Below are 24,971 nucleotides of genomic sequence, written 5' to 3' on the forward strand. Positions count from 1 at the left end.
AATTACAACATTTAGTGTTTACTCTGATATACGTTTGCGGTGCTTCTATTAATCAGCACAGCATCACACTCCTTAATTAAGGTATGACTCATGGTATTCGAAAGCACAACAGAACCCTGTGATTTTGTCTTATTTGGCACCCTTGGTGACCTCGCACGACGCAAGCTTCTTCCCTCGCTTTATCAGCTTGAAAAAGTAGAACTTATTCACCCGGACTCAACGATTGTTGGGGTTGCGAGGCAGGATATTTCGGTTGATGAATATAAGGCGCAGGTCAGACAGAACATTGAAAAATTCTCTGGTGATACACTCTGTGAGGAAACTTGGAAGCGACTAGAAGCACGCTTGGATTATGTCAAAGTCGACATGAAAGATGCCAAAAGCTATAAAGCTTTTTGCGAGCATGTGGATCCAGAACGGACGATGGTTTGCTATTTAGCAACGCCACCGTCAATTTATGGTGATATCTGCCGCGGTTTACATGAAGCCGGTGTAATCGATAGTAGTGTGCGCGTCGTACTAGAGAAGCCCATAGGGCATGATTTAGCGTCTTCTTGCGTCATTAATGAACAAGTCGCTGAGTATTTCAGCGAAAACCAAATCTATCGTATCGATCATTATCTCGGTAAAGAAACGGTGCTGAATTTGATCGCCTTGCGATTTGCTAACTCCATTTTTGCAACCAACTGGGACCATAACTGTATTGATCATGTGCAAATCAGTGTCGCTGAATCTGTAGGGATTGAAGGGCGCTGGGGGTATTTCGATGAAGCCGGACAGATGCGTGACATGGTGCAGAATCACCTATTGCAAGTGCTTAGTTTGATAGCGATGGAGCCACCCACAACACTCGACGCAGACAGTATTCGAGATGAAAAGCTCAAGGTATTAAAAGCATTGCGCCCAATCAACGCGACGAACTACCAGCAATCAACCGTGCGCGGTCAATACATTAATGGTTTTGTAAAAGGGCAGGAAGTTCCAGGGTATTTGGAAGAGCCGGACGCCAATACCGAGAGTTTGACGGAAACCTTTGTGGCACTGAAAGTTGAAATCGATAACTGGCGCTGGGCAGGTGTACCATTTTACTTGCGTACCGGCAAGCGTATGCCGACGAAAGTCAGCGAGATTGTTATTTACTTTAAACGACAACCGCACAATTTGTTCGGTGATAGTTTTGCGAATCTCCCACCCAATAAACTCGTGATCCGATTGCAACCCGATGAAGGTGTTGAGATCACTGTAATGAATAAAGTCCCGGGTCTTGCAAGTAGTGGTTCAATGGATTTGCAGAAATCTAAGCTGAACTTAAGCTTCTCGGAAGCCTTTGCGGATGATCGAATTGCGGATGCCTATGAGAAGTTACTGTTAGAAGTCATGCGTGGTAACCAGGCGTTGTTTGTACGTCGTGATGAAATAGAGCAGGCGTGGAAATGGGTCGATTCGATCTTGGATGCATGGAAAGGGAGCAATGAACCACCAGAACCCTATCAAGCTGGCACGTGGGGCCCAGTTGCCTCGATTGGGTTGCTCGCGCGGGAAAATCGTGCATGGTACGAAAGTCGCACAACCAAAAAGAAGTAGGGCAGAGAGATGGCTTTAAACGAACAACACTTTACTGATAAAGCGGCGCTAGTGGATGATTTTTCTGCACGCATTGCGCAACTCCTAACTGACGCTATTGCGTTGCGGGGCAAAGCTTCTCTGGTGGTTAGTGGTGGCAGTACACCGTTACCGCTATTTCAGGCACTAAGCCAGATCAACCTTGATTGGAGCAAAGTGACTGTGACCTTGGCTGATGAACGCTGGGTGGATAATTCACATAGCGCCAGTAACGAAAAGTTAGTCCGTGAAAATTTGTTAGTTGGAAATGCCGCAAGTGCCAGTTTCTTCGCATTAAAAACACCACATGACACTGCGTTTGCAGCAGAGCGGAGCCTCGAGCAGGCGGCAGAGCAGCCGGCACAACCTTTCGATGTGCTAATCCTTGGTATGGGCGAGGATGCACATACCGCTTCATTATTTCCGTGCTGCGCTCAATTGGCTGATGGACTGGCGCTAAATTCTGGTCGCACCTTTATTGCCACTGAACCTACTACCGCACCGCATCAACGCATGTCGTATACGTTGCCGGCGTTAGTATCGGCGCGACACGTGTTTTTGCATTTGACGGGTGACAAGAAACTAGACGTTTTAAAAGACGCTCTGGCTGCAGAGTCAGCCTTGGAAAAGCCAATTAAAGCTGTCGTGGACAACTGCGATGTCACATTGATGTGGGCGCCTTAGGAGAGTATATATGAATACACAAATTCAAGAAGTAACCCAACGGATCATTGAGCGCAGTATAAAAACTCGCGCAGACTACCTCGCTAAAATTGAAAAAGCCCGGCGGGACGGTCCACACCGTGGGGTCTTGTCATGCGGTAATCTTGCGCATGGTTTCGCTGCGTGTAATAGCGCTGACAAAGCTGATTTACGCAGTATGACTAAAGCGAATGTGGCGATTGTTTCCGCTTACAACGATATGCTCTCTGCCCATCAACCGTATGAAACTTATCCTGCGATTATTAAACAAGCGGTCAGCGAGGTGGGGAGCGTTGCTCAGTTTGCTGGCGGAGTACCTGCCATGTGTGATGGTGTAACGCAGGGAAATCCGGGTATGGATTTGAGCTTAATGAGTCGTGACGTGATCGCCATGAGTACTGCTGTTGCATTGTCACATAACATGTTTGATGGGGCTCTGATGTTGGGGATTTGCGATAAAATAGTCCCTGGATTATTACTCGGTAGCCTAAGCTTTGGGCATCTACCGACCGTGTTTGTGCCAGCAGGGCCAATGCCATCAGGCTTACCCAATAAAGAGAAAGCGCGAGTAAGACAAGCCTATGCTGAAGGCAAGGTCGGCCGCGATGAGTTGCTTGAGGCTGAATCCCAATCCTATCATTCAGCGGGCACTTGCACGTTTTACGGAACGGCGAACAGTAATCAATTAGTGGTTGAAATGATGGGATTGCATTTGCCCGGCTCGTCATTTGTTAATCCAGGTACACCCTTGCGTGATGCACTGACTAAAGCGGCTGCCCGGCAAGTTACACGGTTAACGGATCTGGGGGATAACTACACGCCAATTGGTCACATTGTGGATGCTAAAGCCATTGTCAATGGACTCGTGGCATTACTTGCCACCGGTGGTTCGACGAATCACACCATGCACTTAGTTGCCGTTGCACGGGCTGCTGGTTATATCGTCAATTGGGATGATTTTTCTGATCTTTCCAACGCCACACCGTTGTTAACGCGGATCTACCCCAATGGCTCCGCCGATATCAACCACTTCACTGCCGCTGGTGGTATGTCGTTATTGTTTAAGCAGTTGTTAGATGCAGGACTATTGCACAACGACGTGAAGACCATTTGTGGTGAAGGACTCGAACAGTACACGAAAGAACCTTTCCTTAATGACGGTGAACTTGAATGGCGCGATGGCCCCAAGGAATCTCTCGACAAAGCAGTGTTAGCGCCATTAGATGAACCCTTCAAGCCTGATGGTGGGCTATCGGTTCTCAGTGGCAATTTAGGACGTGCGGTAATCAAAACATCGGCCCTGCGTGAACCTCATTGTCGGATCAAAGCACCAGCAGTGGTGTTTGAAGACCAATTTGAATTAGATGCTGCGTTCCAAGCGGGTGAGCTTGATCGTGATTGTATCGTCGTGGTTAGGTTCCAAGGACCTGCTGCTATAGGTATGCCAGAGTTACACCGATTAACGCCGCCACTTGGCGTACTGCAAGATCGCGGTCATAAAGTCGCATTAGTGACTGACGGACGGATGTCAGGTGCTTCAGGTAAAGTACCTGCAGCGATTCATGTAACGCCAGAAGCCTATAAGGGCGGTTTACTGGCTAAAGTGCAGAACGGCGATATGCTTGAAATCGATACCGTTACGGGTTCGTTGGCCTTACTGGTTGATGCTGATGAGCTAGCGTCGCGCGAGGCTGCACAAACAGACATTGCCTTGCATCAAATTGGTATGGGCCGTGAAATGTTTGGTGGTATGCGCTCAACCCTGACCGGTGCCGAAGAGGGTGCATGTTCATTGTTTGTGGAACAGGAACAAGGTCAATGAAGGCATTTGTTGCCGATGTCGGCGGAACCAATATTCGCTTAGCGTGTTACGTTGATGGCGAATTGAGCAATATAAAGAAGTATTTGTGTAGAGATTTTGCCACGATTGACGCGGCAATTAAGCATTATTGCACTGAAGTTGGCATTAAAGATTTTACGATCGGGTGCATTGCAATCGCGTGCCCGACCAATAATGATTGGGTCAAGATGACCAACCACAGCTGGCAGTTTTCCAAGCTTGATTTGCAAAAGGAATTAGGCCTGGATTGGTTGGGTGTGATCAATGACTTCACCGCGGTAGCGCATTCATTACCTGTGCTCAGGGATAACCAGTTGATTCAGCTCGGCGCCGGACAGCGCGATAAGCAAGGTAATATTGCGGTGTTTGGGCCTGGTACTGGATTGGGCGTTGAGCATATGACACAAACGTCGTCAGGCTGGCAAACGCTCGACGGCGAGGGCGGTCATGTTGACTTTGCGCCGTGCGATGAAACTGATGTCATTATTTGGCGCTATTTAGTTGATTTGCATGGTCGCGCTTCTGCTGAAGAAGTCATGTCAGGGCGAGGAATCGTTAACATTTATCGGGCTTTGGCGTTGGCCGAAGATGTCGAGCCTGAGTTTATCGAGGCTGCGGATATCAGCCAGGCCGCCAGTAACGGTAGCTGTGCTCTGAGTCAACGGGCAATCCAGCAGTTTTGTCGCATAATGGGGAATTTTGCTGGCAACCTGGCCTTGAATTTGGCGACGACCGGCGGTGTTTTTATTGGCGGTGGGATAGCGATGCGGCTATTAGAACAGCTGCAGCAAGGTGAATTTCGCCGCTGTTTTGAGGCCAAGGGCCAATTTGCCGAATACGTCAAACCCATCCCCACTTACTTAATCGCTGAGCCCGATCACGGATTGCTGGGGGCAGGCGCGTACTTAACACAACAGACAGCGAGTTTAAAAGCATGATGAATAATTGGACCATCTCTCCCTCTGAGGTTTTCGCCTCTGGGCCGGTCGTTCCGGTTCTGGTTATCCACGACGTTGCACACGCAGTTCCGATTGCGCAAGCACTTATGGCCGGTGGGATAAAAGTACTCGAAGTCACTTTGCGCACGCCAGCCGCGCTGGATGTAATTAGAACGATTGCCGAGTCAGTACCTGACGCTATCATTGGTGCCGGAACCGTCACCAACGCTCAGCAATTAAAAGAAGTAACTGAAGCGGGCGCGAAGTTTGCTATCAGCCCTGGAATGACTGCTGATTTATTGGCTGCCGGTAGTGCCGGGAGTATCCCCCTGATCCCAGGCATTTCGTCAATTAGCGATTTAATGAAGGCCAAAGATGCCGGTTACACCCATCTTAAGTTTTTCCCAGCCGAAGCGTCAGGAGGCGTGAAAGCACTCAAATCCATCGGCGGGCCATTCCCAGAGATAACCTTTTGTCCCACTGGCGGGATCGGACCGGATAATTATTTGGACTATCTCGCTTTGCCGAATGTGCAATGTGTTGGTGGCTCTTGGTTGGCGCCTGATGACGTAGTGCAGCAAGAAAACTGGTCAGCGATAACCGACTTGGCAGCGACTGCAATCAAAAACGCGCAGTAAGCTCATGGCTTAATTTATACTGGCAATAAAGCGTTGATCGTCTTGTGAAAACCACCTATGGCAGTAGGTGGTTTTTTTGTATGTTTGCCAGTACTGCTGACATTAGCGCATCTGATTATCGTTCCCGCGAGAGCATTAAACGATAGTTTGACTTAGGCAATGGGTTTGCTGTTGAGCTAAATTGTTGGCTTGCGTTCGCGCGGTTTCCACACACAGCATTTGACGAAATCCGTCAGCAGACATGTCGGGCATCGATTGACTGAGATCTTGCCATGGATTCCAAACGACGATGCTATCATGTCCGCTGGAATGGACTTGTGTCTGAAAATTACCGGCTTTAATAGTTACTGTGGGCGCGGCGATGGCGTGGATACGGTCAGTTTCTCCGGTAATGGTATAAGGCACTGCAGCAGCGTTGTTGTCGCGTTGTGTAACCTTATCCCAATAGGGGTAATTCAGGCCATCTAACTCTGTGGAATGGATATCGTCAAGCGCAAAATAGCTGTGCAGGGCCGCATAAAAAGGTGTTATGTTGCCCTGATTGACCGTGATTAAATCAATCTTTAATTGTTGTCCTATTAGCACCTGCAGAGTTACGTGCAAATGCGGCAATACCTGCGTCGAATAATCAACCGATGGCTGCATAATTACGCGTGTACCTTCTGGGCAATCAGATATCTCTAGGATTTCCCATTGGCAGGTGCGCACATATCCATGCGCGGGCAACAGGCTGCAATCAGTTAAGAAATCTGGAGCGGCCCCAAACCAGGGCCAGCAAATCGGAATACCCCCGCGGATCGGGCGTGTTCCATCAAAAATCGCTTTCTCACTTAGCCAGAGGCGGTCACGTTTGTCATGATGGGGGATAAAAGACAACATCTGTCCGCCAAATAAACTGAACTCTGCTTGCGCAAAGGCATTTTCCACGCGTACGATTTCAACGTTATCGCGCTGCAAGTATTGCACGCTAAATGAACTCATTTGAGGTTGGGTCTAATTGATTGCTGATGCAAATAGATTAGCCTTTCGGCAAGAGCGGTTCAATGCGGACCCACATTGAACCGCTATCGATCACTTAGCGATATGGGCAACTAAATCAAGAACTTTGTGGGAGTATCCCATTTCGTTGTCATACCACGCTACCACTTTCACAAAGGTGTCGGTTAAAGCGATACCTGCTGTTGCATCAAATACTGAGGTTTGGGTCTCACCAATGAAGTCTTGCGATACAACGGCATCTTCGGTATAGCCAAGTACGCCTTTAAGCTCACCCTCAGAGGCTGCTTTCATCGCCGCACAAATAGCGTCATAACTTGCTGGTTTAGCGAGATTAACAGTGAGATCTACCACAGACACATTGGCTGTTGGTACGCGAAAAGCCATGCCCGTCAACTTACCATTCAACTCAGGTATTACACGACCAACCGCTTTTGCTGCTCCGGTTGATGATGGAATGATGTTTTGTGAGGCACCCCGACCACCACGCCAGTCTTTCTGCGAAGGACCATCGACGGTTTTTTGGGTGGCAGTGGTTGCGTGTACGGTGGTCATCAAACCATCGACTATGCCAAATTCGTCATTTAACACTTTGGCTAATGGGGCGAGACAGTTGGTTGTACAAGACGCATTTGACACGATGGCTTGCCCGGCATAATCATTGTGGTTAACACCCATTACAAACATTGGGGTTGCGTCTTTAGAAGGGGCTGACATCACGACTTTTTTGGCGCCGGCTTGGATATGCTTTTGCGCGGTTTCTTCAGTCAGGAATAACCCAGTAGCCTCAACAACAACGTCTACAGCAACATCGGACCAAGCAAGGGCCGCAGGATCTTTTTCTGCAGTAACTCGAATCGTTTGGCCATTCACTACCAGATTGCCATCGACAACATCGACAGCACCATCGAAACGCCCATGTGTCGAATCATATTTTAACATATAGGCGATGTAGTCTACGTCTAGCAGGTCATTGATAGCGACAACACTGATGTCATTGCGTTTAGTTGCCGCTCTGAGTACGAGTCGTCCAATGCGACCAAAACCATTTATTCCAACCTTGATAGTCATTGTCTTGCCTTTTGTGTAATATAATTACGAAAATTATGGATCAAAAAAGCAATTTTCGCAAAGATTAAGCGCAAAAATGATGTAAAATTACATTTAATCGCTTGCATAAAGTTCTGCAAACGTATTCAAATGCGATGCAGCCGTTGTTAAATCATAATATTAACAATTTATTTACGTTGGTTCATATACTGACTTTTTAATGGATACATATATGGCATCAAAAGCGCTTGATTCTTTAGTTGAAATGCGTGGAATCGAAACAAAATATATTGATGCGTGGGGCAAGCCTGCGCAGGTTGATGAAGCGACCAAGTCTAAATTACTTGAGGTCATGGGTTATGACACCCAAACCGATGCCGTGATTGAACAACAAATTCATCAACATGTGGCAAGTGCATGGATGAAGCCACTGGAGCCCGTACAAGTTGTCAGGACCAACGAGCACGTAGTCGTGCCGGTAAGGTTACCCATTGAGCTGGTCAATGATCCGCACAGATTAGTGCTGTCTCTGGAAGACGGTACAACCATTGAGCACGCCTTTGTGCCTGTCGATTGTGATTTGATCGATGCTGCAGAAATTAATGACAGCGAGTTTCAAGCCTATGCAGTGAACTTGGATAGTGATCTACCGCTCGGTTACCACCATCTTGAATTGCGCGCTGAAGACCACGACTTACTCGCAGACATGCGTCTGATCATCGCGCCTGAAAAGTGCTACACCCCCGATCCCGTTGCCCAAGGGAAAAAGATTTGGGGCTTGAGTGTGCAACTGTATTGCTTGCGCAGTGAAAGCAATTGGGGAATCGGTGACTTTAGTGATTTGCTCTTCTTGGTTGAAAAAGCGGCAAATCAAGGCGCTGATTTTATCGGTTTGAACCCAATCCATGCACTTTATCCATCAAACCCTGACGCTTGCAGCCCGTATGGGCCGTCATCACGCCGGTGGCTGAATTATTTATATATCGATGTCACTAAGATTGATGGTTACAACGACGAGTCGGTGCAAAGTTTGGTCGCCAATTCAGGCTTCCAACAACAACTGCAACATGTTCGGCAAATTGATTACATCGACTACGCGGCTGTGGCTAAATTAAAATTGGCTGCACTAACACGTGTGTTTGAGGTTTTTAATAGCCAGCATTTGAGCAAAAATTCAAGAGTGAATAAAGCATTCAAAGCGTTCGTTGAAGAGGGTGGTGAAAGTCTGCAGGTACTCGCCACTTTTGATGCCATGCAAGAGCATTTGCACGCTGAGGGCAAGGAGTCATGGGGTTGGCCAGTATTCCCTGCGAAGTATTCAGATTATAGCAATAGTGATGTTGCGAAATTTCAAAAGCAGCATGCCAAGCGCATTAAGTTTTATATGTTTCTGCAATGGCAAGCCATGTTGCAATTTGAACAAGCCAGTGAAAAAGCACGTGAACTGGGGATGGAAATAGGACTGTATCGGGACTTAGCGGTTGGTGTCAGTGAAGGTAGTGCCGAGATATGGGGCAATAAGTCACTCTACTGCACAGACGCTAGTGTGGGTGCTCCGCCAGATATCCTTGGACCACTTGGACAAAACTGGGGATTACCGCCAATGGACCCCGAGCAATTGTATGCTCAGCGGTATCAACCGATCATCGATTTGTTTGCCTCCAACATGCATGCGTCCGGTGCATTGCGTATCGACCACGCCATGGCGTTACTGCGTTTGTGGTGGATCCGAAAGGGGGATGGCGCTGAATCTGGCGGTTATGTGTATTACCCGGTTGATGACCTGCTAGGTATTTTGGCGCTGGAAAGTCAGCGCAAACAAAGTCTAGTGATCGGTGAAGATTTGGGTACGGTGCCGGATGAAATTCGTGAGAAGTTAGCGGAAAACGGCATATACTCATATCGTGTGTTTTTCTTTGAACAAGCTGAAGATGGCGGGTTTTATTCACCCAGTCATTATCCCGTGCAATCGATGTCAACGTTAACGACACACGATATGCCAACCTTGATTGGCTACTGGCATTGTAATGATTTGGAGTTAGGTAAAAATCTGGGTCTTTATCGTGACCCCGAGGTGTTAAAAACCTTATATGACGACCGACATGCCAATAAGCAACAAATTTTAGATTCGCTACACGGGCATTTATCGGTTGGCGATGACGTAGGGCGGTATGTGGATCACACGCCAATGACGGAAGCCTTAAATTATGGCCTGCAAGTTCACATGGCGGGTGGATCCAGCGCGCTATTGAGCCTACAGTTAGAGGATTGGCTTCAAATGGATAAACCTGTCAATATTCCAGGTACATTTGACGAATATCCAAATTGGAAGCGTAAATTGTCGCGTTCGCTATCATCTATTTTTGATGACGGCAATATTTTACATCTCGCGGCGCGGATAGACGGCGCTCGACAACAGGCCAGCAATGACAAGTAAGGATCATTAATGCAGCATATTCAACAACTCGCTCAGGCCCATTGCGCTTTCCCTTTTGAATATCTAGGTGTGCATGAAAAGGGCAAACAGCTCAAGGTGAGTGCATGGTTACCCGGAGCTAAAAGCGTCGAGTTGATTGATTGGCGTAGCAAAAAAGTGATTTGCTCTATGCAAGTTCAAGAAGGTACCGATTTTTTTGTTGCATCTCTGGCTAAAAATAAATTACCGGAGTTATATGGATTCTCTATAACAACGGCGGAAACCTCGTATCAGACACTGGATCCCTACGCGTTCAAAGCAGAGGCCTATCATGCCGTGCATTTTATCGATCATGCGCCTGAAAACCTTTATCAGCAAGCTGGAGCACAGCTTTGCACCGTCAGTATAAATGATAAACACACGGTTAATGGGGTGCGTTTCGCGGTTTATGCTCCTAATGCTTCAGCTGTTTCATTGATTGGTGAATTCAATCTCTGGGATGGGCGTTGCCACCCGATGCAAAAAACTGACCTGGGATTCTGGGTGTTATTTGTGCCAGGCTTGCAAACTGGAACACTGTATAAGTACCAAGTCAAAGATGCAGGAGGTAACCAACTTCCGCACAAGGCCGATCCTATCGGTTTTAGTGCTGAACAGTATCCGTCTCACGCTTCTCGAGTTTATGACCATACCGAATACGATTGGCAAGATTCGGCTTGGATGAATCGGCAACACAATGATCCTTACACGCAACCGATGAGCATTTATGAATGTCACCTCGGTTCTTGGAAGCGGCCAGATCCCGCGAGTGGTGAGCGTTATTTAAGTTACCGCGAATTAGCGGCAGAGTTGATCCCTTATCTCGTCGATATGCAATATACACATGTGGAACTGTTGCCTATTTCAGAATATCCCTTCGACGGCTCGTGGGGATATCAACCCGTCGGGTTATTCGCGCCGACAAGCCGTTTCGGTCATCCCGACGACTTTAAATTCTTTGTGGATCAGTGTCACCAGCAGGGTATCGGTGTAATTATCGACTGGGTTCCTGCACACTTTCCTGAAGATGGTCATGGGTTGGCGCGCTTTGATGGCAGCTGTGTTTATGAGTATGAAGATCCTAGGAAGGGATGGCATCCGGATTGGAACTCCTGCATTTATGATTTCGGCAAACAGACTGTGCGGCAATTTTTAGTCGCGAATGCGCTGTATTGGTTGGATAAATTCCATATCGATGGTTTACGCGTTGATGCTGTGGCTTCAATGCTCTACTTGGATTATTCACGAAATGACGGTGAGTGGATCCCAAATGTTGATGGTGGTAACCACAACTATGAGGCGATCAGTCTACTGCAATGGATGAATAAGGAAGTTTATCAAAAGTTTCCGCATGCTATGACAATTGCTGAAGAGTCAACATCGTTTGCTAAAGTGTCGCGCCCAGTGTTTGATGGTGGATTGGGCTTTGGCTTTAAGTGGAATATGGGCTGGATGCACGATTCATTACATTTTATCAGTAAAGATCCGGCTTATCGCCGCTATCATCATGGTGAAATCACGTTCTCAATGGTGTATGCCTTTGATGAAAATTTTGTCCTGCCAATCTCTCACGATGAAGTCGTGCACGGCAAGGGATCAATGATCCGTAAAATGCCCGGTGATGAATGGCAACAGGCTGCCAATTTGCGCAGTTATGCAGCCTTTATGTATGCTCATCCGGGGAAAAAGCTTAATTTCATGGGGAATGAAATAGGCCAAGCCAATGAATGGAATCATGATGGGCAGTTGCAATGGGATCTGTTGGCATTTGACAAGCATCAAGGGATCCAGAGGCTATATAAAACACTCAATCATTGTTACCGCGAGCATCCAGCATTGTACGAGATGGATTGTCAGGCGAGCGGATTTGAGTGGATTGATCATGAAAATGCCGAGCAAAGTATTTTGTCTTTCGTTAGACGTAGTAAAAATGGTAAGCAAAAGGTTTATGCTATTACCAATTTCACGCCCATCCCCCGCGATAATTTTCGACTCGGAGTACAAGATGCCGGTGAATACCGGTTATTGCTAAATACGGACAGCAGCGAATTTTGGGGCAGCGATTATGCCGCCCAAGAACGCGTTAAATCGGAGTCCCATGGTTGGAATAATCAACCCCATTCGATTTTGTTTAACTTGCCGCCGTTGGCGACGCTCTACTTTGTTTTTGACTGACACAACGAACCCTATCTATGGTGAAAATCGCAGCAGGTAATCCGCAACCTTTTGGTGCGACGTTGAGCAAGGATGGATGCAATTTTGCGGTCTATGCACCCGATGCACGAGCGGTTTCTCTGTGTTTATTTGATGGTAAAGATGAATCGCCCTTGGTCGAATACCCAATGTTGGGTAAAACCGGGCATATTTGGCACGTACATATTGCGGGGGTTACGGCCGGTAGTCTGTATGGTTACCGTGTCGATGATGGTATACCGACTAATAACAGTACGCAAAAATTGCTTATTGATCCTTATGCCAAACGACTGAGTCGCGCCTGTCATTGGGATAAGAAGTTATATCAACATGATAGTCACCGCATGGTACCCAAGTGTGTAGTGACTGAACCGGCCAAGGCCGCAGGCAAATCGAGCTTATTCAGTAAAGAACAACCACGGATCCTATACGAGGCCCATGTAAAGGGATTGTCGAAGCTGCATCCTGATGTACCCGAATCGCAGCGAGGAACCTATTTAGGGGCTGCTCATCCAGCTATCTTGGCACATTTACGCAGTTTAGGGATTACTACTGTGCAATTTTTGCCCTGCGCCAGTTTTATGCCTGAACCCTATATTACTCAATTGGGATTGACTAATTATTGGGGGTATAACCCGATTAATTTCTTTGCTGTGGAGCCGCGCTACGCAATAGCTGATCCCCTAGTTGAATGTCAACAAATGGTGCATGCCTATCACGCTGCAGGAATTGAAGTGATTATGGACGTGGTGTTTAACCATACGGCAGAGGGGGGAGACGGTGGTCCTACGTTGTGCTTCAAAGGTTTGCAGGGGTCTCAGGCCTATCTTTACCAGCATTTAGATGATGGTTCCAAAGCCTTTATCAATAACTCGGGCTGTGGCAACAGTGTTAACGTAGCTAACCCGCAAATGTTGCGCTTGATTATGGATGCGTTACGGTATTGGGTTGAAATTATCGGTGTTGATGGTTTTCGTTTTGACTTGGCGGCGAGTTTAGGCCGAGATCCGCTGGCGTTTGACACAAATGCAGCGCTGTTTAGAGCAATAGAGCAAGATCCTGTTTTGCACGATGTTTTACTCATTGCTGAGCCTTGGGATATCGGCTTAGGAGGATATCAGGTAGGCGGTTTTCCATTGGGCTGGCGCGAGTGCAACGACAAATTTAGAGATACCGTACGCGCATTCTGGCGCGGTGATCGCGGCTTAACCAGTGATTTCGCCACTCGCGTTATGGGCTCACGCGATATCTTTCATAAAGGGGTTAAACCGATTTGTACGTCAGTGAATCCGGTCACTTATCATGATGGCTTTACCTTACATGACCTGGTCACGTACAAGCATAAACACAATACAGCAAACCTTGAAGAAAACCGAGATGGACATTCGCATAATCTGTCTGCGAATTATGGGCATGAGGGTGAAACCGACAATGTTAAGATCAATGCGTTGCGCGAACGGCAAAAGCGCAATCTTTTTACCACTCTGCTGCTATCTCAGGGGACGCCCCATATTCTCGGTGGGGATGAATTAAGCCGCACACAACAAGGAAATAACAACGCTTATTGTCAGGATAATCCTATCAATTGGTTACATTGGGATTTGTCTGCCACGCAAGCCAGTTTTTTGCGTTTTTGTCGCGAGGTAATTGCATTAAGAAATAGCAGTCAGTTATTACAAGAAATGCAATTAGACGATGATGGTTATTATCAGAGTAGAAATCCGGCGAGTGTGTTTTGGTATAAACCTGATGGCACCAACAAAGCGCCGCAAGATTGGCATGAAAGTGAGAATCAAGCGTTTGCGGTCGAAATACGGGGGCATGTCCAAGAGCAGGGCAATATGCGGCCTGAGCATTGGCTAATCTGCTTTAATGCGAGTGATGACGATGTACGCTTTGCGTTACCATTTTTTGCGCCCAAGGCGGGCTGGACTCTACGTTTAGATACGCGTTATGCGGATTTATCGATGCAACCAAAAGTCTGCGTTAAGCAGTTGTTTTTACAGGCGGGTAAATCAATTGCAATTTTCACCTACTCCTATTAGGCGAGCTTTGCTATTATGCCGCCCCATTATGCGATGGGGAAAACATGATGAATCAACCGAACCAAATAATCGCTGACGAAAATCTGTGTGATATCGGATTTATCGGCCTTGGCGTAATGGGTAAAAACCTTACCTTAAATCTAGCCGATAATGGATATCGTATTGCATGCTTTGATCTTGACCAAACCAAGGTTGATGCAATCATTGCGCAAGACGCAAAAGAGCGCGGCGATAAACCAGCGCGTGTCATGGCTTGCCGTTCTTACACCGAGTTGCTAAGTAAATTAAAAGCCCCCCATCTGATCATTTTATCCGTGCCCGCGGGCGAACCAGTTGACCATGTTTGTCATCATTTGATTGATTCTGGCATCGCAGCTGATGACATTGTCGTTGATACTGGCAACAGTTTATGGACAGATTCGGTTGAGCGTGAAAAGCACTACAAAGGCAAGTTCATATTTTTCTCTACTGCTGTTTCCGGCGGTGAGGTTGGGGCGCGCTTTGGACCATCCTTAATGCCGTCTGGCGATCCCTATGCTTGGACACGCTTAGAACCTGTGTTCCAAGCTATCGCCGCAAAAGTCGATCCGAAAACGGGTAAACCGATTGAATCTAACACTCCAGGGCAGCCGGTGACCGAAGGGGATCCCTGCGCAACCTATATCGGCCCCGTTGGTGCTGGGCACTACGTCAAAATGGTGCACAACGGAATTGAATATGCGGATATGCAGTTGATTTGTGAGGCCTATCACATCATGCGTTTGGCATTGAAGATGACTCCACAAGACATCGCCGCAGTATTTAGAGAGTGGAATGAGGGAGAACTAAATAGCTACCTCATCGAGATTAGCGCTGAAGTTTTGGAACAGCATGATCCCGAAACAGATCAGCCGTTGGTTGATGTTATCCTTGATCGCGCAGGACAGAAAGGCACAGGCCTTTGGACTGCTGTCAGTGCGCTAGAAGTTGGAAGTCCAGCACAAACCATCGCTCAAGCGGTTTTTGCGCGTAGTCTTTCAAGTTTGAAGAAAGAGCGTGTCGCAGCGAGTCAATGCCTTGCAGGACCTGAAACCCAACAATATGACGAAGCACAAAAGCAAGGTATTATTACTGCACTTAAGCATGCGTTATATTGCAGTAAGATCTGCGCGTATGCCCAAGGATTCCAGCTAATGGATATGGCAGCCAAGGAGCATGGCTGGAAACTCGATTTTGCTGAAATCGCCAAAATTTGGCGGGCAGGTTGTATTATTCGTGCCGTTTTCTTGCAGTCCATCACGCATGCCTATGAGCAAGATGAAAAGCTAGCGAACCTGCTGGTTGATCCATTTTTTACACAGCAAATTGTGGCTTATCAGCAGGATTGGCGCAGCGCCATTAGCCAAGCAGTGTTATCTGGGGTGCCATGCCCAGCAATGACATCAGCGCTAAGCTACTATGACTCTTATCGGATGGCCGTGCTACCCGCCAACTTGTTGCAAGGGCAGCGCGACTTTTTTGGTGCGCACACCTATCAACGCACGGATAAACCTGAAGGCAAACGTTATCACATTGAATGGAATGACCCACATCGTCCACAGGTGAGTATTAAGAAATAATTCTCTGTGACAGGAAAGGTTGATGAAAAAAAGTAACGATGAGTGGCGCCAACAGCTAACCCCAGAAGAATTTCGCGTGTGTCGCGAGAAGGGCACTGAGCGACCGTTTACGGGTGAGCTACTCAATCAGTTTGCACCCGGGCGCTACCATTGTACCTGTTGCGGTGCGCCGTTATTTGATGCCACAGCGAAGTTTGAGAGCGGCTGCGGTTGGCCGTCGTTCTCAGCTCAATCTAACGATGATAATGTCGGTTATCAAACGGATTTAAGCCATGGGATGCGGCGCATTGAGATTATTTGTAAGCAATGCGATGCACACCTTGGTCACGTGTTTGAAGATGGCCCAGCCCCAACGGGGCAGCGCTATTGTGTGAATTCCGTTGCGCTTAAATTCGTTGCCGGATCTAACCGCTAGTAGCAATACCCACGACCTCAGGCACCGGCTCTGAAGTTACTCCATTTGCCGTGGTGACCGATCACAAAACTGACATCAAGTACCCCATTGCAGATTATGAGCTAACACCTAATATGGCAATCATTGATCCTGATTTGGTGATGGAACTGCCACCCAAGCTGACCTCATATGGTGGTATAGATGCACTGGTGCATGGCCTCGAGGCATACGTCAGTATTTACGCTAACGAGTTTACTAACGGTCAAGCATTGGAAGCCATTCGTCTACTTTTCAAATATTTGCCCAGCGCTTACAAACAAGGGGCAAAAGATCCAAAGGCACGTGAAAAAGTGCATTACGCAGCGAGTATGGCAGGGATTGCTTTTGCCAATGCCTTTCTCGGCGTATGTCATAGTATGGCGCATAAGTTGGGCTCAGCATTTCATCTGGCACACGGCTTATCAAATGCACTGCTCATCACTGAAGTGATCCGCTATAACGCGACTGACAAACCAGCAAAGCAAGGAACCTTTCCGCAATATCAATACCCTCAGGCGACGGAGCGCTACGCAAAAATCGCAGACTACCTGGGGCTCGGCGGAGATTCTAGTGAGGAAAAGGTTGAGCGATTGATATTGGCCGTCGAGCGCTTAAAGAGGGAACTTGAAATCCCAACCTCCATCCAGCAGGCAGGCGTGAATGAAGAAGAGTTTATTAGTCGACTCGATGAGTTGGCAGAGTCAGCGTTTGATGATCAGTGTACGCCAGCAAATCCCCGATATCCGCTAGTTAAGGAAATTAAACAGTTATTTAAACAGGCATTTTATGGGCGTTGTGAGTTATCCAAATCAGTATCAACTAAATGACGCCATGGGGGCTGTTAAATTGGGTTTTCAGTTAAGCAAATCTATTCAGTGAATCGTATTCACTATACAAAGTAGCTCTGCGGGCAGTGCATGTATTTTAAGGTGCCAGCAAATATATTGAATGGGGTTGGTATCTGCTCAACTTACTTGTGCCACGATCAATTCTAGGGCATGACTAGATTTGATCTGAATCTAGTTTTTGGCACTCTTTATCTCGGTCGATGAACACTTCTGATAGTCTAATTATTAAACATTGAAAGTTGAGTTACTACGATGTCGCGCACATTAGCCATGATACTTGCCGGAGGTGAAGGGAAACGCCTTCATCCACTAACAAACTCGCGCAGCAAGCCCGCGGTGCCTTTTGCCGGCAATATGCGGATCATTGACTTTGTGTTAAACAATTTTGTCAATTCAGACTTTCTTAAAATCTATGTGCTGACTCAGTTTAAGTCCCAATCCTTAAGTATTCATATGGGGCAAGCATGGCACCTTTCTGGTGTCACGGATAACTTTATTCAAACGGTTCCCGCGCAAATGAGAATGGGCAAACACTGGTATGAGGGAACGGCTGATGCGATTTATCAAAATAGTAAATTCATCGGCTTACATCACCCAGACAATGTGTGTGTGTTTGGTGGCGATCATGTTTATAAGATGAATATTCGAGAGATGGTGGGTTATCACGAAGCCAAGGATGCGGAGCTAACCGTTTGTGCCACACGAATGCCGATTAAAGAGGCTTGTCGCTTCGGTGTTATAGAAGTTGATGAAGATTTCCGTATGGTCGGTTTTGTGGAAAAACCAGAAAACCCTAAATCTATACCTGGTCAGCCAGACATGGCGTTGGTTTCTATGGGCAACTATGTATTTGAGACCCAGTTTTTATACGCTGTACTGGAAGAAGATGCTAAAGACAAAAATTCAACGCATGACTTTGGCGGCGACGTGATCCCTAAAGTATTTCCACATCATCGAGTCTATGTGTATGATTTTTCGCAAAATACTATAAGAGGTGAGAGGGATACTTCGTACTGGCGAGACGTTGGAACTTTAGAAACATTTTGGCAAACGCATATGGATTTACTGCAACAAAATGCAAGATTGAACTTAATTAATCCTAAATGGCCAATGCGATCGTATTGCCCGCCGTTGCCGGCGGCAAAAGTTTTGAGCGATGAACTAGGCAACAATAGTGTTGTGGTTGATTCAATTTTATCTGCCGGCTGTCAAGTGGTTGCCGCGACATTAGTTAACTGTGTACTTGGTTTTGGCGTGCAGGTAGGCTGTGGGTGCGAGCTTCATCACTGCATTTTTCTCGGTAAAGCGCATGTAGGGCAAAACTGCAAACTACGTCGCGTTATAATCGATAAAAACGTCTACATTGCCGACGGCGTTGAGATTGGCTTTGATCGCGCGGCAGATTTAAAACGTGGATTAACGGTAAGTGATTCTGGCCTCGTAGTTATACCAAAAGGAGTTAAAGTAGAGTAATCGTGTTTGTGCGAAGCCAGTTTTCAGCAAATAAATCTGCGAAATAACCAAAATATGTCAATATTTTGATACGCAAAAATGAAATTTTATTTCATTTACGATGAAAAGGTAAACTCGCGCGCTTCGATCGTGTCGTGGATGCTATCGGCGCGTTTTTGCAAATAGTCAAAGTCTAACCCAGCATCACTTGCTATGCGTTGCAATGTGACGACATCAATTTCATTCTTGTCATATTCCTGAGCGATTAGGGCAAAAACGACTGCCATTTCACTTTCTCCTCGTTGTTGGTGCAAGGTATACAAGGAAGTAAATATTTCTGGGTCGATGGGTTGTTCATCGGTATACAACGAAAGTGCGGTATACAAAGCATTGATCGCTTTGCCAGTATCCCGCTTGGCATGGTAGCTGGCAAGACCCACTTGTAATGGAGCAGTAGTCAGTTCGCCATTGCGTTCAAAGCGTAAAAAACGAGCAAGGGCATCTTCATTACCATGGCGCGACCATTGATAATAGCTAAGGTAGGGATCATCGATGTTGCGCGTTTCATAGGCGAGACGTTTAAGTTCATTTTGCGCGGTTAATAGCCCTTTCATTCGCCCGGTTTCCTTTTCGCGCAATTGCTTATGACGGATTTGGGCAGCTTTGCCGATGCAGTCTTGATAATCTTCGAAGAACAAAATGAGTTGGTACTGCTGGCTATGCGTTGGCGGTTCTGCCAGTTGATACCGATGTTTGATAATGTCAGCCTTTTCCGCTCGACACCAAGCATCCGGATTGAGGTCATCACAGATACTCGGTTCTTCGCTACACATTTGAGCAACCGTTTTACTCGTAATCTGATCACACCCGCTGCCCAAGAGCGCGAAAAGCACTAACAAAATTGTGGAAAAATAACGGAAAAAAATAGTATTCCCCTCACAAGTAAATATAAAATTGAAAGTTTTCAACAATTTGGCGTTCTTCAAATGCTTCATTACAATACCGCCCGATTTTAGTGAGGGCGTTATCGTCGATAATCAGTGTAGCGTATTGTTCTGAATATTTGGAATTAAGACGCGCATATCAGCGATGCGTTAAGTATAGCGAATGATTACTTTCTAGGTGGGGCATGAATCAACAATTCGAGCAAGAGTTACAATCTAGTTGGCAGGAACGCCAAGAATACGCAGAGATGATGTTACCGTTGATCGGTAAAATGTATCGCAACAATGCTGTTGAAATTTCTATTTATGGTCGTCCGCTGCTTAATGCCAGTGCGATTGATGTGATCAAAGCCCACCGCACCGTACGTTTACATGAAGGCGTCAAGCTAAGACTTCGTGAAAGTTGGCCTATCCTTGAAGCGCTAAGCAACATGCAGCTTGCTCCATCACAGATTGACATCGGTAAATTAGCATTTGATTTCCATTATGGTAGTGCAGTTGATAAAACTGACTTAGATGCGTACTTGCGTGAAGCTTTGGTTGATGTCATCGACCGGAACGACGAACAAGCACCACAAGATGTTGTATTGTATGGCTTTGGTCGAATCGGGCGTTTACTTGCTCGTTTGATGATCGAACGTCAAGGTAAGAGCAATAAACTCCGCTTACGTGCAATTGTTGTGCGAGGTGGACGTGACGGGGACTTAGAAAAGCGGGCGAGCCTACTGCGTCGTGATTCAGTGCATGGGCCGTTCAACGGTAGCATTACCATTGATGAAGAACGCAAAGCGATTAAAGCGAATGGTTCGTATATTCAAGTCATTTATGCGAATAGTCCAGACGAAGTCGATTACACTCAGTACGGTATTAACAACGCGATTATTATCGATAATACGGGTATTTGGCGCGATCGTGATGGCCTTGGTTTGCACCTAAAAGCCAAAGGCGCGGCAAAAGCGATACTCACTGCGCCGGGCAAAGGTGATATCAAAAATATCGTGCATGGCGTGAACCACACTGATATTGAAGCCAGTGACAATATTCTAAGTGCAGCAAGTTGTACTACGAACGCTATCACACCAGTATTAAAAGCCATTGATGAAGAATATGGCATCATCAGTGGGCATGTCGAAACAGTGCATTCATACACCAATGACCAAAACTTAATTGATAATTATCACAAAGCTGAACGTCGTGGTCGCAGTGCACCGCTGAACATGGTTATTACTGAGACTGGTGCTGCTAAAGCAGTAGCAAAAGCCTATCCACAATTGGCTGGAAAGTTAACCGGTAACGCCATTCGTGTTCCAACGCCGAATGTGTCTATGGCGATCTTAAATCTGAATTTGAATAAGCCAACCGATAAGGTTGCCATTAACGAGTTCTTGCGTGATACGGCGCTGTTTTCACCTTTACAGCATCAGATTGATTACACTGCATCGAAAGAAATCGTGTCGACGGATTTAGTGGGTGCACGCGCTGCAGCGGTGGTTGATAGTCAGGCAACTATTGTGGCGGATAATCGTGTTACACTTTATGTTTGGTATGACAACGAGTTTGGTTACAGCTGTCAGGTTATGCGCGTAGTGCGTGACATGGCGGGACTTGATTTCCCAACAATCCCAGCAGATATACGTAAATAATTCGCAACGGTAGTTTAAGACGCCCGCTCGATGCGGGCGTTTTTGTTTAATCGGGAATGATCCGCTAGTGTAGACGGTCATAGTGTGCACGTCGTTGAGTTATGGAACAGATATGAGACTAGCAGGGCAAAAATGGACAGTGTGGTTGCGCGATATTCTTATCGGCGGACTGATTATCTTTGCAGTTTTACAGTGGCAGGAGCGCTCGCTTGTAGCAACTGATGGTACTGTAAAGATTGATAATCGCACGTTGATTTCTCTCGATGGACAGGAGCATTTGCTGCTGGCAACAGATAAACCAACATTGATTTATTTTTTTGCTCCTTGGTGCCAAGTGTGTCACTTGAGCATTGGGAATCTTGAATACATTAACACTGATAAAGTTGCGGTTGTGCGAGTTGCACTTGATTATTCTAACCTCGATGAGGTTTCTGAATTTGTGCAGACGCACGCTATTGAGGCGCCGGTTTTATTAGGAGATAACGCATTACGACGCGAGTTTAGCGTATCAGCCTATCCAACCTATTATGTTATCAATAAATCACATCAAGTCGTTGCTGGCACCCAGGGCTACAGCACAGCTTTAGGCTTAAAATTACGTCAAGTTTTTAATGCGCAAGATGGATAAATTTCTCACGAAGACGAATTGCTATTGAGTGAATAGGGGCAAGCCGTTTACACTAGCGTTTTGACAATAGAACGGACGTGTCATGCAAATTTCTGCAAACTTTGACAGCGGTAATATTGAAGTCATCAGTGCTGATTCCCCCGCGGATATTCAACTGCGTATTCGTAAAGATAACCAGTCGGACTTCTTTCAATGGTTCCATTTCCGCTTACATTCCACACCTTATGTACAACATACGCTGACAATCAATGAATTAAAATCTTCTGCGTATCCCGATGGTTGGCAAGGCTATGACATTGTTGCCAGCTATGACCGTGATGAGTGGTTTCGGATTGAATCAAGCTTTGATGGCGAGCGTTTAAGTGTCGACTTCACGCCAGAGCATGCCACCATCTATTTCGCTTATTTTGCACCTTATAGTTATGAGCGTCACCTTGATTTGATTGCACATGCGCAAACCTCATTAGATTGTACGCATAAGCTACTCGGTCAAACCCTAGATGGGCGAGACATGTCATTGTTGATTATTGGTGAGCCCACTGCAGACAAAAAACGGATATGGGTCACTGCACGTCAGCATCCTGGGGAGACCATGGCTGAATGGTGTGCCGAAGGGTTATTAACGCGCTTGCTCGATGAACAAGATGGATTAGCTCGGGCACTGTTACAGGAAGCTGTTTTCTATGTAGTGCCAAATATGAATCCTGACGGCGCGGCCCGCGGGCACTTACGCACTAATGCTGTTGGTGCCAACCTTAATCGTGAATGGGCCGAGCCGACTTTAGAGCGGAGCCCTGAAGTGTTCTATGTGTTGCAGGAAATGCAGGATACAGGGGTTGATATGTATCTTGATCTGCACGGTGATGAAGCGCTACCGTATAACTTTGTCGCAGGCAGTGAAGGGATCCCCAATTTCGATGCTCGAATGCAAGGCCTAGAAGATACCTTTCGCAATACGTTACTGGCCGTTACGCCTGAATTCCAAGTGGAACATGGCTACCCAAAAGATGAACCGGGTAAAGCCGATCTTACGATAGCGTCAAATGCGGTTGCACAGCGCTTCAACTGCATGGGATTGACCTTTGAAATGCCCTTTAAAGATAATGCAAATGTGCCAGACCCAGCCTATGGTTGGTCACCGCAACGCAGCATGCAATTGGGGGAAGATATATTGGTCGCAATACGTGCAGTTATTCAAGAACTGGGGTAACCTTTGCGGGCATTAACGACAACAATAACAATAAAAGGGGATTTCCTTGGAAGGCTTGTATAATTTTCTCGTTGATTTAGATGGATTGCTGGGAGGCGCTTTTTGGTTTCCTTATGTACTCCTAGGTGTGGGTTTATTTTTTACGATTTACTTAAAGTTCCCACAAATTCGCTTTTTCAAACATGCATGTAAAGTTATTACTGGTAAATTTGATAATGCCTCCGATCCCGGTGATACCAGTCACTTTAGAGCACTCACCACGGCCTTATCAGGAACTGTGGGTACAGGAAATATCTCTGGGGTGGCGTTTGCGATTTTCTTAGGCGGTCCGGCAGCGTTGTTTTGGATGTGGGCGACCGCATTTTTAGGCATGACCACAAAATTTGTTGAGGTCACGTTATCCCACAAGTATCGGGTTAAAACCGAGGATGGCACTATGGCTGGTGGGCCCATGTATTACATGGACCGACGTCTCAACATGAAATGGTTAGCGGTTGCGTTTGCAATTGCCACAGTCATCAGTTCATTTGGTACGGGTAACCTGCCACAAAGCAATGGTATTGCAACCAGTATTGAATCGACATTCGGCATTGATGCGTATATTGTCGGTTGGACACTTGGCATATTGCTCGCCTTAGTTATTCTTGGCGGGATCCAACGTATCGCAGCGGTGACAGCTCGAATCGTGCCCTTGATGGCGGTCATTTATCTCGTTGGTGCATTTGCGGTTATATTTGCTAATGTTGAGAATATCGGTCCGGCTTTTATGGCGGTTATTGGCGATGCCTTTACCGGTTCGGCGGCAGCCGGCGGCTTCTTAGGTGCGACCTTAGCCTATGCATTCAATCGCGGTGTAAACCGCGGTCTGTTCTCTAACGAAGCAGGTCAAGGTTCTGCGCCAATTGCACACGCAGCAGCCAAGACTAAAGAGCCAGTGTCAGAAGGTATGGTCTCCATCCTAGAACCTTTTATCGACACCATTATCATTTGTACTATCACCGGCCTTGTCATCTTGTCGTCAGGCGTCTGGAAAGAGAAGCATGAGAATATATTTGACCGTTCAGATATGCTTTTTGTGGCTGGTGAATATGCTGAAAGTGACGCTGCAAGCGTAGATAAATTGTATCGCTATTTAAATGACGTTGATGGCAACGCAGTAACCGCATTCAACGGGCAAATCTCTGTGGTTAATGGTGTTGCCGTCTCCGGTGGCTATACACTGATTAATTCACGCTCTATCGCAGAAGATGTTGAGTATCGCGTGAATGATGAAGATTTGTTTAGTGGTATGCTGGAAATTGTTGATGGGAAGCCGGTGCGTGATAACTTGCAGGTATCAGGTAAATCATTGGTGCACTCGGCGCCATTAACTGCGATTGCATTTACCCGTGGTTTCTTTGGTGATTTTGGCCAATATATCGTGTCCGTCGGTTTGTTGTTGTTCGCCTTTTCGACTGCGATTGCTTGGTCTTACTACGGTGATAGAGCGATGACCTATCTACTAGGCCCTCGCTCGGTTATGCCGTATCGAGTCATTTACGTTGCTGGTTTTATCTGGGCTTCGTTTTCAGATACGACCTTGGTGTGGGCGCTATCTGCAGTAGCGATCGTGGTTATGACGTTGCCTAACCTTTTTGGTATTATGCTACTGCGCAAAGAGATGAAAGAAACTGTTAACGATTATTGGCAACGAAACGGGAATAAATAACCGTCGCTTTTCTTAAGTGGGCATCAGTGTGCAACTGATGCCTTTCTT

At 46.6% G+C, this 24,971-nt stretch carries 18 protein-coding genes and 1 pseudogene; 16 read left to right on the forward strand and 3 right to left on the reverse strand.

Annotated elements, in window-relative coordinates; genetic code table 11:
- Window positions 1-90: 90 nt before the first annotated feature.
- Genes zwf through AC121Z_RS07090 form a run of 5 tightly spaced genes read left to right on the forward strand, consistent with a single transcriptional unit; the run spans window position 91 to window position 5,720 of the window.
- Entirely contained in the window at window positions 91-1,584 is a 1,494-nt protein-coding gene (zwf, locus tag AC121Z_RS07070; RefSeq protein ID WP_498127689.1) for a glucose-6-phosphate dehydrogenase, read from the forward strand.
- Window positions 1,585-1,593: 9 nt separating this feature from the next.
- Window positions 1,594-2,286: a 6-phosphogluconolactonase gene (pgl, locus tag AC121Z_RS07075; RefSeq protein ID WP_498127690.1), complete on the forward strand. Its 693-nt coding sequence runs from the start codon at window positions 1,594-1,596 to the stop codon at window positions 2,284-2,286.
- A 10-nt stretch (window positions 2,287-2,296) separates the two neighbouring features.
- Window positions 2,297-4,126 (forward strand): phosphogluconate dehydratase, encoded by a 1,830-nt coding sequence (edd, locus tag AC121Z_RS07080; protein ID WP_498127692.1) that lies wholly within the window; start codon window positions 2,297-2,299, stop codon window positions 4,124-4,126.
- Window positions 4,123-5,082, forward strand: a complete 960-nt coding sequence (gene glk / locus AC121Z_RS07085; protein ID WP_498127693.1) for a glucokinase — start codon at window positions 4,123-4,125, stop codon at window positions 5,080-5,082. The genes edd and glk overlap by 4 nt, the downstream gene beginning before the upstream one ends.
- Window positions 5,079-5,720 carry a bifunctional 4-hydroxy-2-oxoglutarate aldolase/2-dehydro-3-deoxy-phosphogluconate aldolase gene (locus tag AC121Z_RS07090; protein ID WP_498127695.1) on the forward strand — a complete coding sequence of 214 codons (642 nt, stop codon included), beginning with the start codon at window positions 5,079-5,081 and terminating at the stop codon, window positions 5,718-5,720. Before glk ends, AC121Z_RS07090 begins: the two co-directional genes overlap by 4 nt.
- Window positions 5,721-5,855: 135 nt before the next feature.
- Here the strand turns inward: AC121Z_RS07090 and AC121Z_RS07095 are convergent, their stop codons facing one another.
- Window positions 5,856-6,701, reverse strand: a complete 846-nt coding sequence (locus AC121Z_RS07095; RefSeq protein ID WP_498127696.1) for a D-hexose-6-phosphate mutarotase — start codon at window positions 6,699-6,701, stop codon at window positions 5,856-5,858.
- Between the two features lie 90 nt (window positions 6,702-6,791).
- Window positions 6,792-7,787 (reverse strand): type I glyceraldehyde-3-phosphate dehydrogenase, encoded by a 996-nt coding sequence (gene gap / locus AC121Z_RS07100; RefSeq protein ID WP_498127698.1) that lies wholly within the window; start codon window positions 7,785-7,787, stop codon window positions 6,792-6,794.
- 211 nt (window positions 7,788-7,998) lie between these two features.
- Between gap and malQ the strand changes: the two genes are divergently transcribed.
- From malQ to glgC, 7 genes and pseudogenes are all read left to right on the forward strand, one after another.
- Window positions 7,999-10,203, forward strand: a complete 2,205-nt coding sequence (gene malQ / locus AC121Z_RS07105; protein ID WP_498127700.1) for a 4-alpha-glucanotransferase — start codon at window positions 7,999-8,001, stop codon at window positions 10,201-10,203.
- Between the two features lie 9 nt (window positions 10,204-10,212).
- Window positions 10,213-12,396, forward strand: coding sequence for a 1,4-alpha-glucan branching protein GlgB (glgB, locus tag AC121Z_RS07110; RefSeq protein ID WP_498127702.1), 2,184 nt, complete (start codon window positions 10,213-10,215; stop codon window positions 12,394-12,396).
- 17 nt (window positions 12,397-12,413) lie between these two features.
- Complete coding sequence (gene glgX, locus AC121Z_RS07115; RefSeq protein ID WP_498127704.1) at window positions 12,414-14,459, forward strand: glycogen debranching protein GlgX; 2,046 nt, start codon at window positions 12,414-12,416, stop codon at window positions 14,457-14,459.
- A 47-nt stretch (window positions 14,460-14,506) separates the two neighbouring features.
- Window positions 14,507-16,057 carry an NADP-dependent phosphogluconate dehydrogenase gene (gene gnd / locus AC121Z_RS07120; RefSeq protein ID WP_498128175.1) on the forward strand — a complete coding sequence of 517 codons (1,551 nt, stop codon included), beginning with the start codon at window positions 14,507-14,509 and terminating at the stop codon, window positions 16,055-16,057.
- A 22-nt stretch (window positions 16,058-16,079) separates the two neighbouring features.
- Window positions 16,080-16,472 carry a peptide-methionine (R)-S-oxide reductase MsrB gene (gene msrB / locus AC121Z_RS07125; RefSeq protein WP_498127705.1) on the forward strand — a complete coding sequence of 131 codons (393 nt, stop codon included), beginning with the start codon at window positions 16,080-16,082 and terminating at the stop codon, window positions 16,470-16,472.
- Window positions 16,469-17,317 (forward strand): annotated as a pseudogene (locus AC121Z_RS07130) (iron-containing alcohol dehydrogenase); the annotation flags it as partial. The gene msrB and the pseudogene AC121Z_RS07130, both read left to right, overlap by 4 nt.
- A 273-nt stretch (window positions 17,318-17,590) precedes the next feature.
- A complete protein-coding gene (gene glgC / locus AC121Z_RS07135) occupies window positions 17,591-18,811 on the forward strand; it encodes a glucose-1-phosphate adenylyltransferase (RefSeq protein ID WP_498127707.1) in 1,221 nt (406 codons plus the stop codon).
- Between the two features lie 95 nt (window positions 18,812-18,906).
- Here the strand turns inward: glgC and AC121Z_RS07140 are convergent, their stop codons facing one another.
- Window positions 18,907-19,623 (reverse strand): DUF2989 domain-containing protein, encoded by a 717-nt coding sequence (locus AC121Z_RS07140; RefSeq protein WP_498127708.1) that lies wholly within the window; start codon window positions 19,621-19,623, stop codon window positions 18,907-18,909.
- Window positions 19,624-19,919: 296 nt separating this feature from the next.
- On the opposite strand from AC121Z_RS07140, the gene AC121Z_RS07145 reads away from it, so the two are divergent.
- The 4 genes from AC121Z_RS07145 to AC121Z_RS07160 all read left to right on the forward strand — a co-directional run bounded on the left by AC121Z_RS07145 (window position 19,920) and on the right by AC121Z_RS07160 (window position 24,923).
- Complete coding sequence (locus AC121Z_RS07145; RefSeq protein ID WP_498127709.1) at window positions 19,920-21,377, forward strand: glyceraldehyde-3-phosphate dehydrogenase; 1,458 nt, start codon at window positions 19,920-19,922, stop codon at window positions 21,375-21,377.
- 112 nt (window positions 21,378-21,489) lie between these two features.
- Window positions 21,490-22,005: a redoxin family protein gene (locus AC121Z_RS07150; RefSeq protein WP_498127711.1), complete on the forward strand. Its 516-nt coding sequence runs from the start codon at window positions 21,490-21,492 to the stop codon at window positions 22,003-22,005.
- Between the two features lie 82 nt (window positions 22,006-22,087).
- Window positions 22,088-23,215: a M14 family metallopeptidase gene (locus AC121Z_RS07155; protein ID WP_498127713.1), complete on the forward strand. Its 1,128-nt coding sequence runs from the start codon at window positions 22,088-22,090 to the stop codon at window positions 23,213-23,215.
- A 46-nt stretch (window positions 23,216-23,261) separates the two neighbouring features.
- The gene (locus tag AC121Z_RS07160; RefSeq protein ID WP_498127714.1) at window positions 23,262-24,923 is read left to right on the forward strand and encodes an alanine/glycine:cation symporter family protein; all 1,662 of its coding nucleotides are present in this window, start codon (window positions 23,262-23,264) and stop codon (window positions 24,921-24,923) included.
- The last annotated feature ends 48 nt before the right edge of the window (window positions 24,924-24,971 follow it).

The organism is Alteromonas sp. DYW1, assembly GCF_059752595.1.

Coding starts and splice junctions, on each gene's coding strand:
- gap (WP_498127698.1), bottom strand. CDS start 7,787: ATGACTATCAAGGTTGGAATAAATGGTTTTGGTCGCATTGGACGACTC.
- AC121Z_RS07095 (WP_498127696.1), bottom strand. CDS start 6,701: ATGAGTTCATTTAGCGTGCAATACTTGCAGCGCGATAACGTTGAAATC.
- AC121Z_RS07090 (WP_498127695.1), top strand. CDS start 5,079: ATGATGAATAATTGGACCATCTCTCCCTCTGAGGTTTTCGCCTCTGGG.
- msrB (WP_498127705.1), top strand. CDS start 16,080: ATGAAAAAAAGTAACGATGAGTGGCGCCAACAGCTAACCCCAGAAGAA.
- AC121Z_RS07145 (WP_498127709.1), top strand. CDS start 19,920: ATGAATCAACAATTCGAGCAAGAGTTACAATCTAGTTGGCAGGAACGC.
- pgl (WP_498127690.1), top strand. CDS start 1,594: ATGGCTTTAAACGAACAACACTTTACTGATAAAGCGGCGCTAGTGGAT.
- malQ (WP_498127700.1), top strand. CDS start 7,999: ATGGCATCAAAAGCGCTTGATTCTTTAGTTGAAATGCGTGGAATCGAA.
- AC121Z_RS07155 (WP_498127713.1), top strand. CDS start 22,088: ATGCAAATTTCTGCAAACTTTGACAGCGGTAATATTGAAGTCATCAGT.
- AC121Z_RS07150 (WP_498127711.1), top strand. CDS start 21,490: ATGAGACTAGCAGGGCAAAAATGGACAGTGTGGTTGCGCGATATTCTT.
- glk (WP_498127693.1), top strand. CDS start 4,123: ATGAAGGCATTTGTTGCCGATGTCGGCGGAACCAATATTCGCTTAGCG.
- glgX (WP_498127704.1), top strand. CDS start 12,414: ATGGTGAAAATCGCAGCAGGTAATCCGCAACCTTTTGGTGCGACGTTG.
- glgB (WP_498127702.1), top strand. CDS start 10,213: ATGCAGCATATTCAACAACTCGCTCAGGCCCATTGCGCTTTCCCTTTT.
- edd (WP_498127692.1), top strand. CDS start 2,297: ATGAATACACAAATTCAAGAAGTAACCCAACGGATCATTGAGCGCAGT.
- gnd (WP_498128175.1), top strand. CDS start 14,507: ATGAATCAACCGAACCAAATAATCGCTGACGAAAATCTGTGTGATATC.
- AC121Z_RS07140 (WP_498127708.1), bottom strand. CDS start 19,623: ATGTGTAGCGAAGAACCGAGTATCTGTGATGACCTCAATCCGGATGCT.
- zwf (WP_498127689.1), top strand. CDS start 91: ATGGTATTCGAAAGCACAACAGAACCCTGTGATTTTGTCTTATTTGGC.
- glgC (WP_498127707.1), top strand. CDS start 17,591: ATGTCGCGCACATTAGCCATGATACTTGCCGGAGGTGAAGGGAAACGC.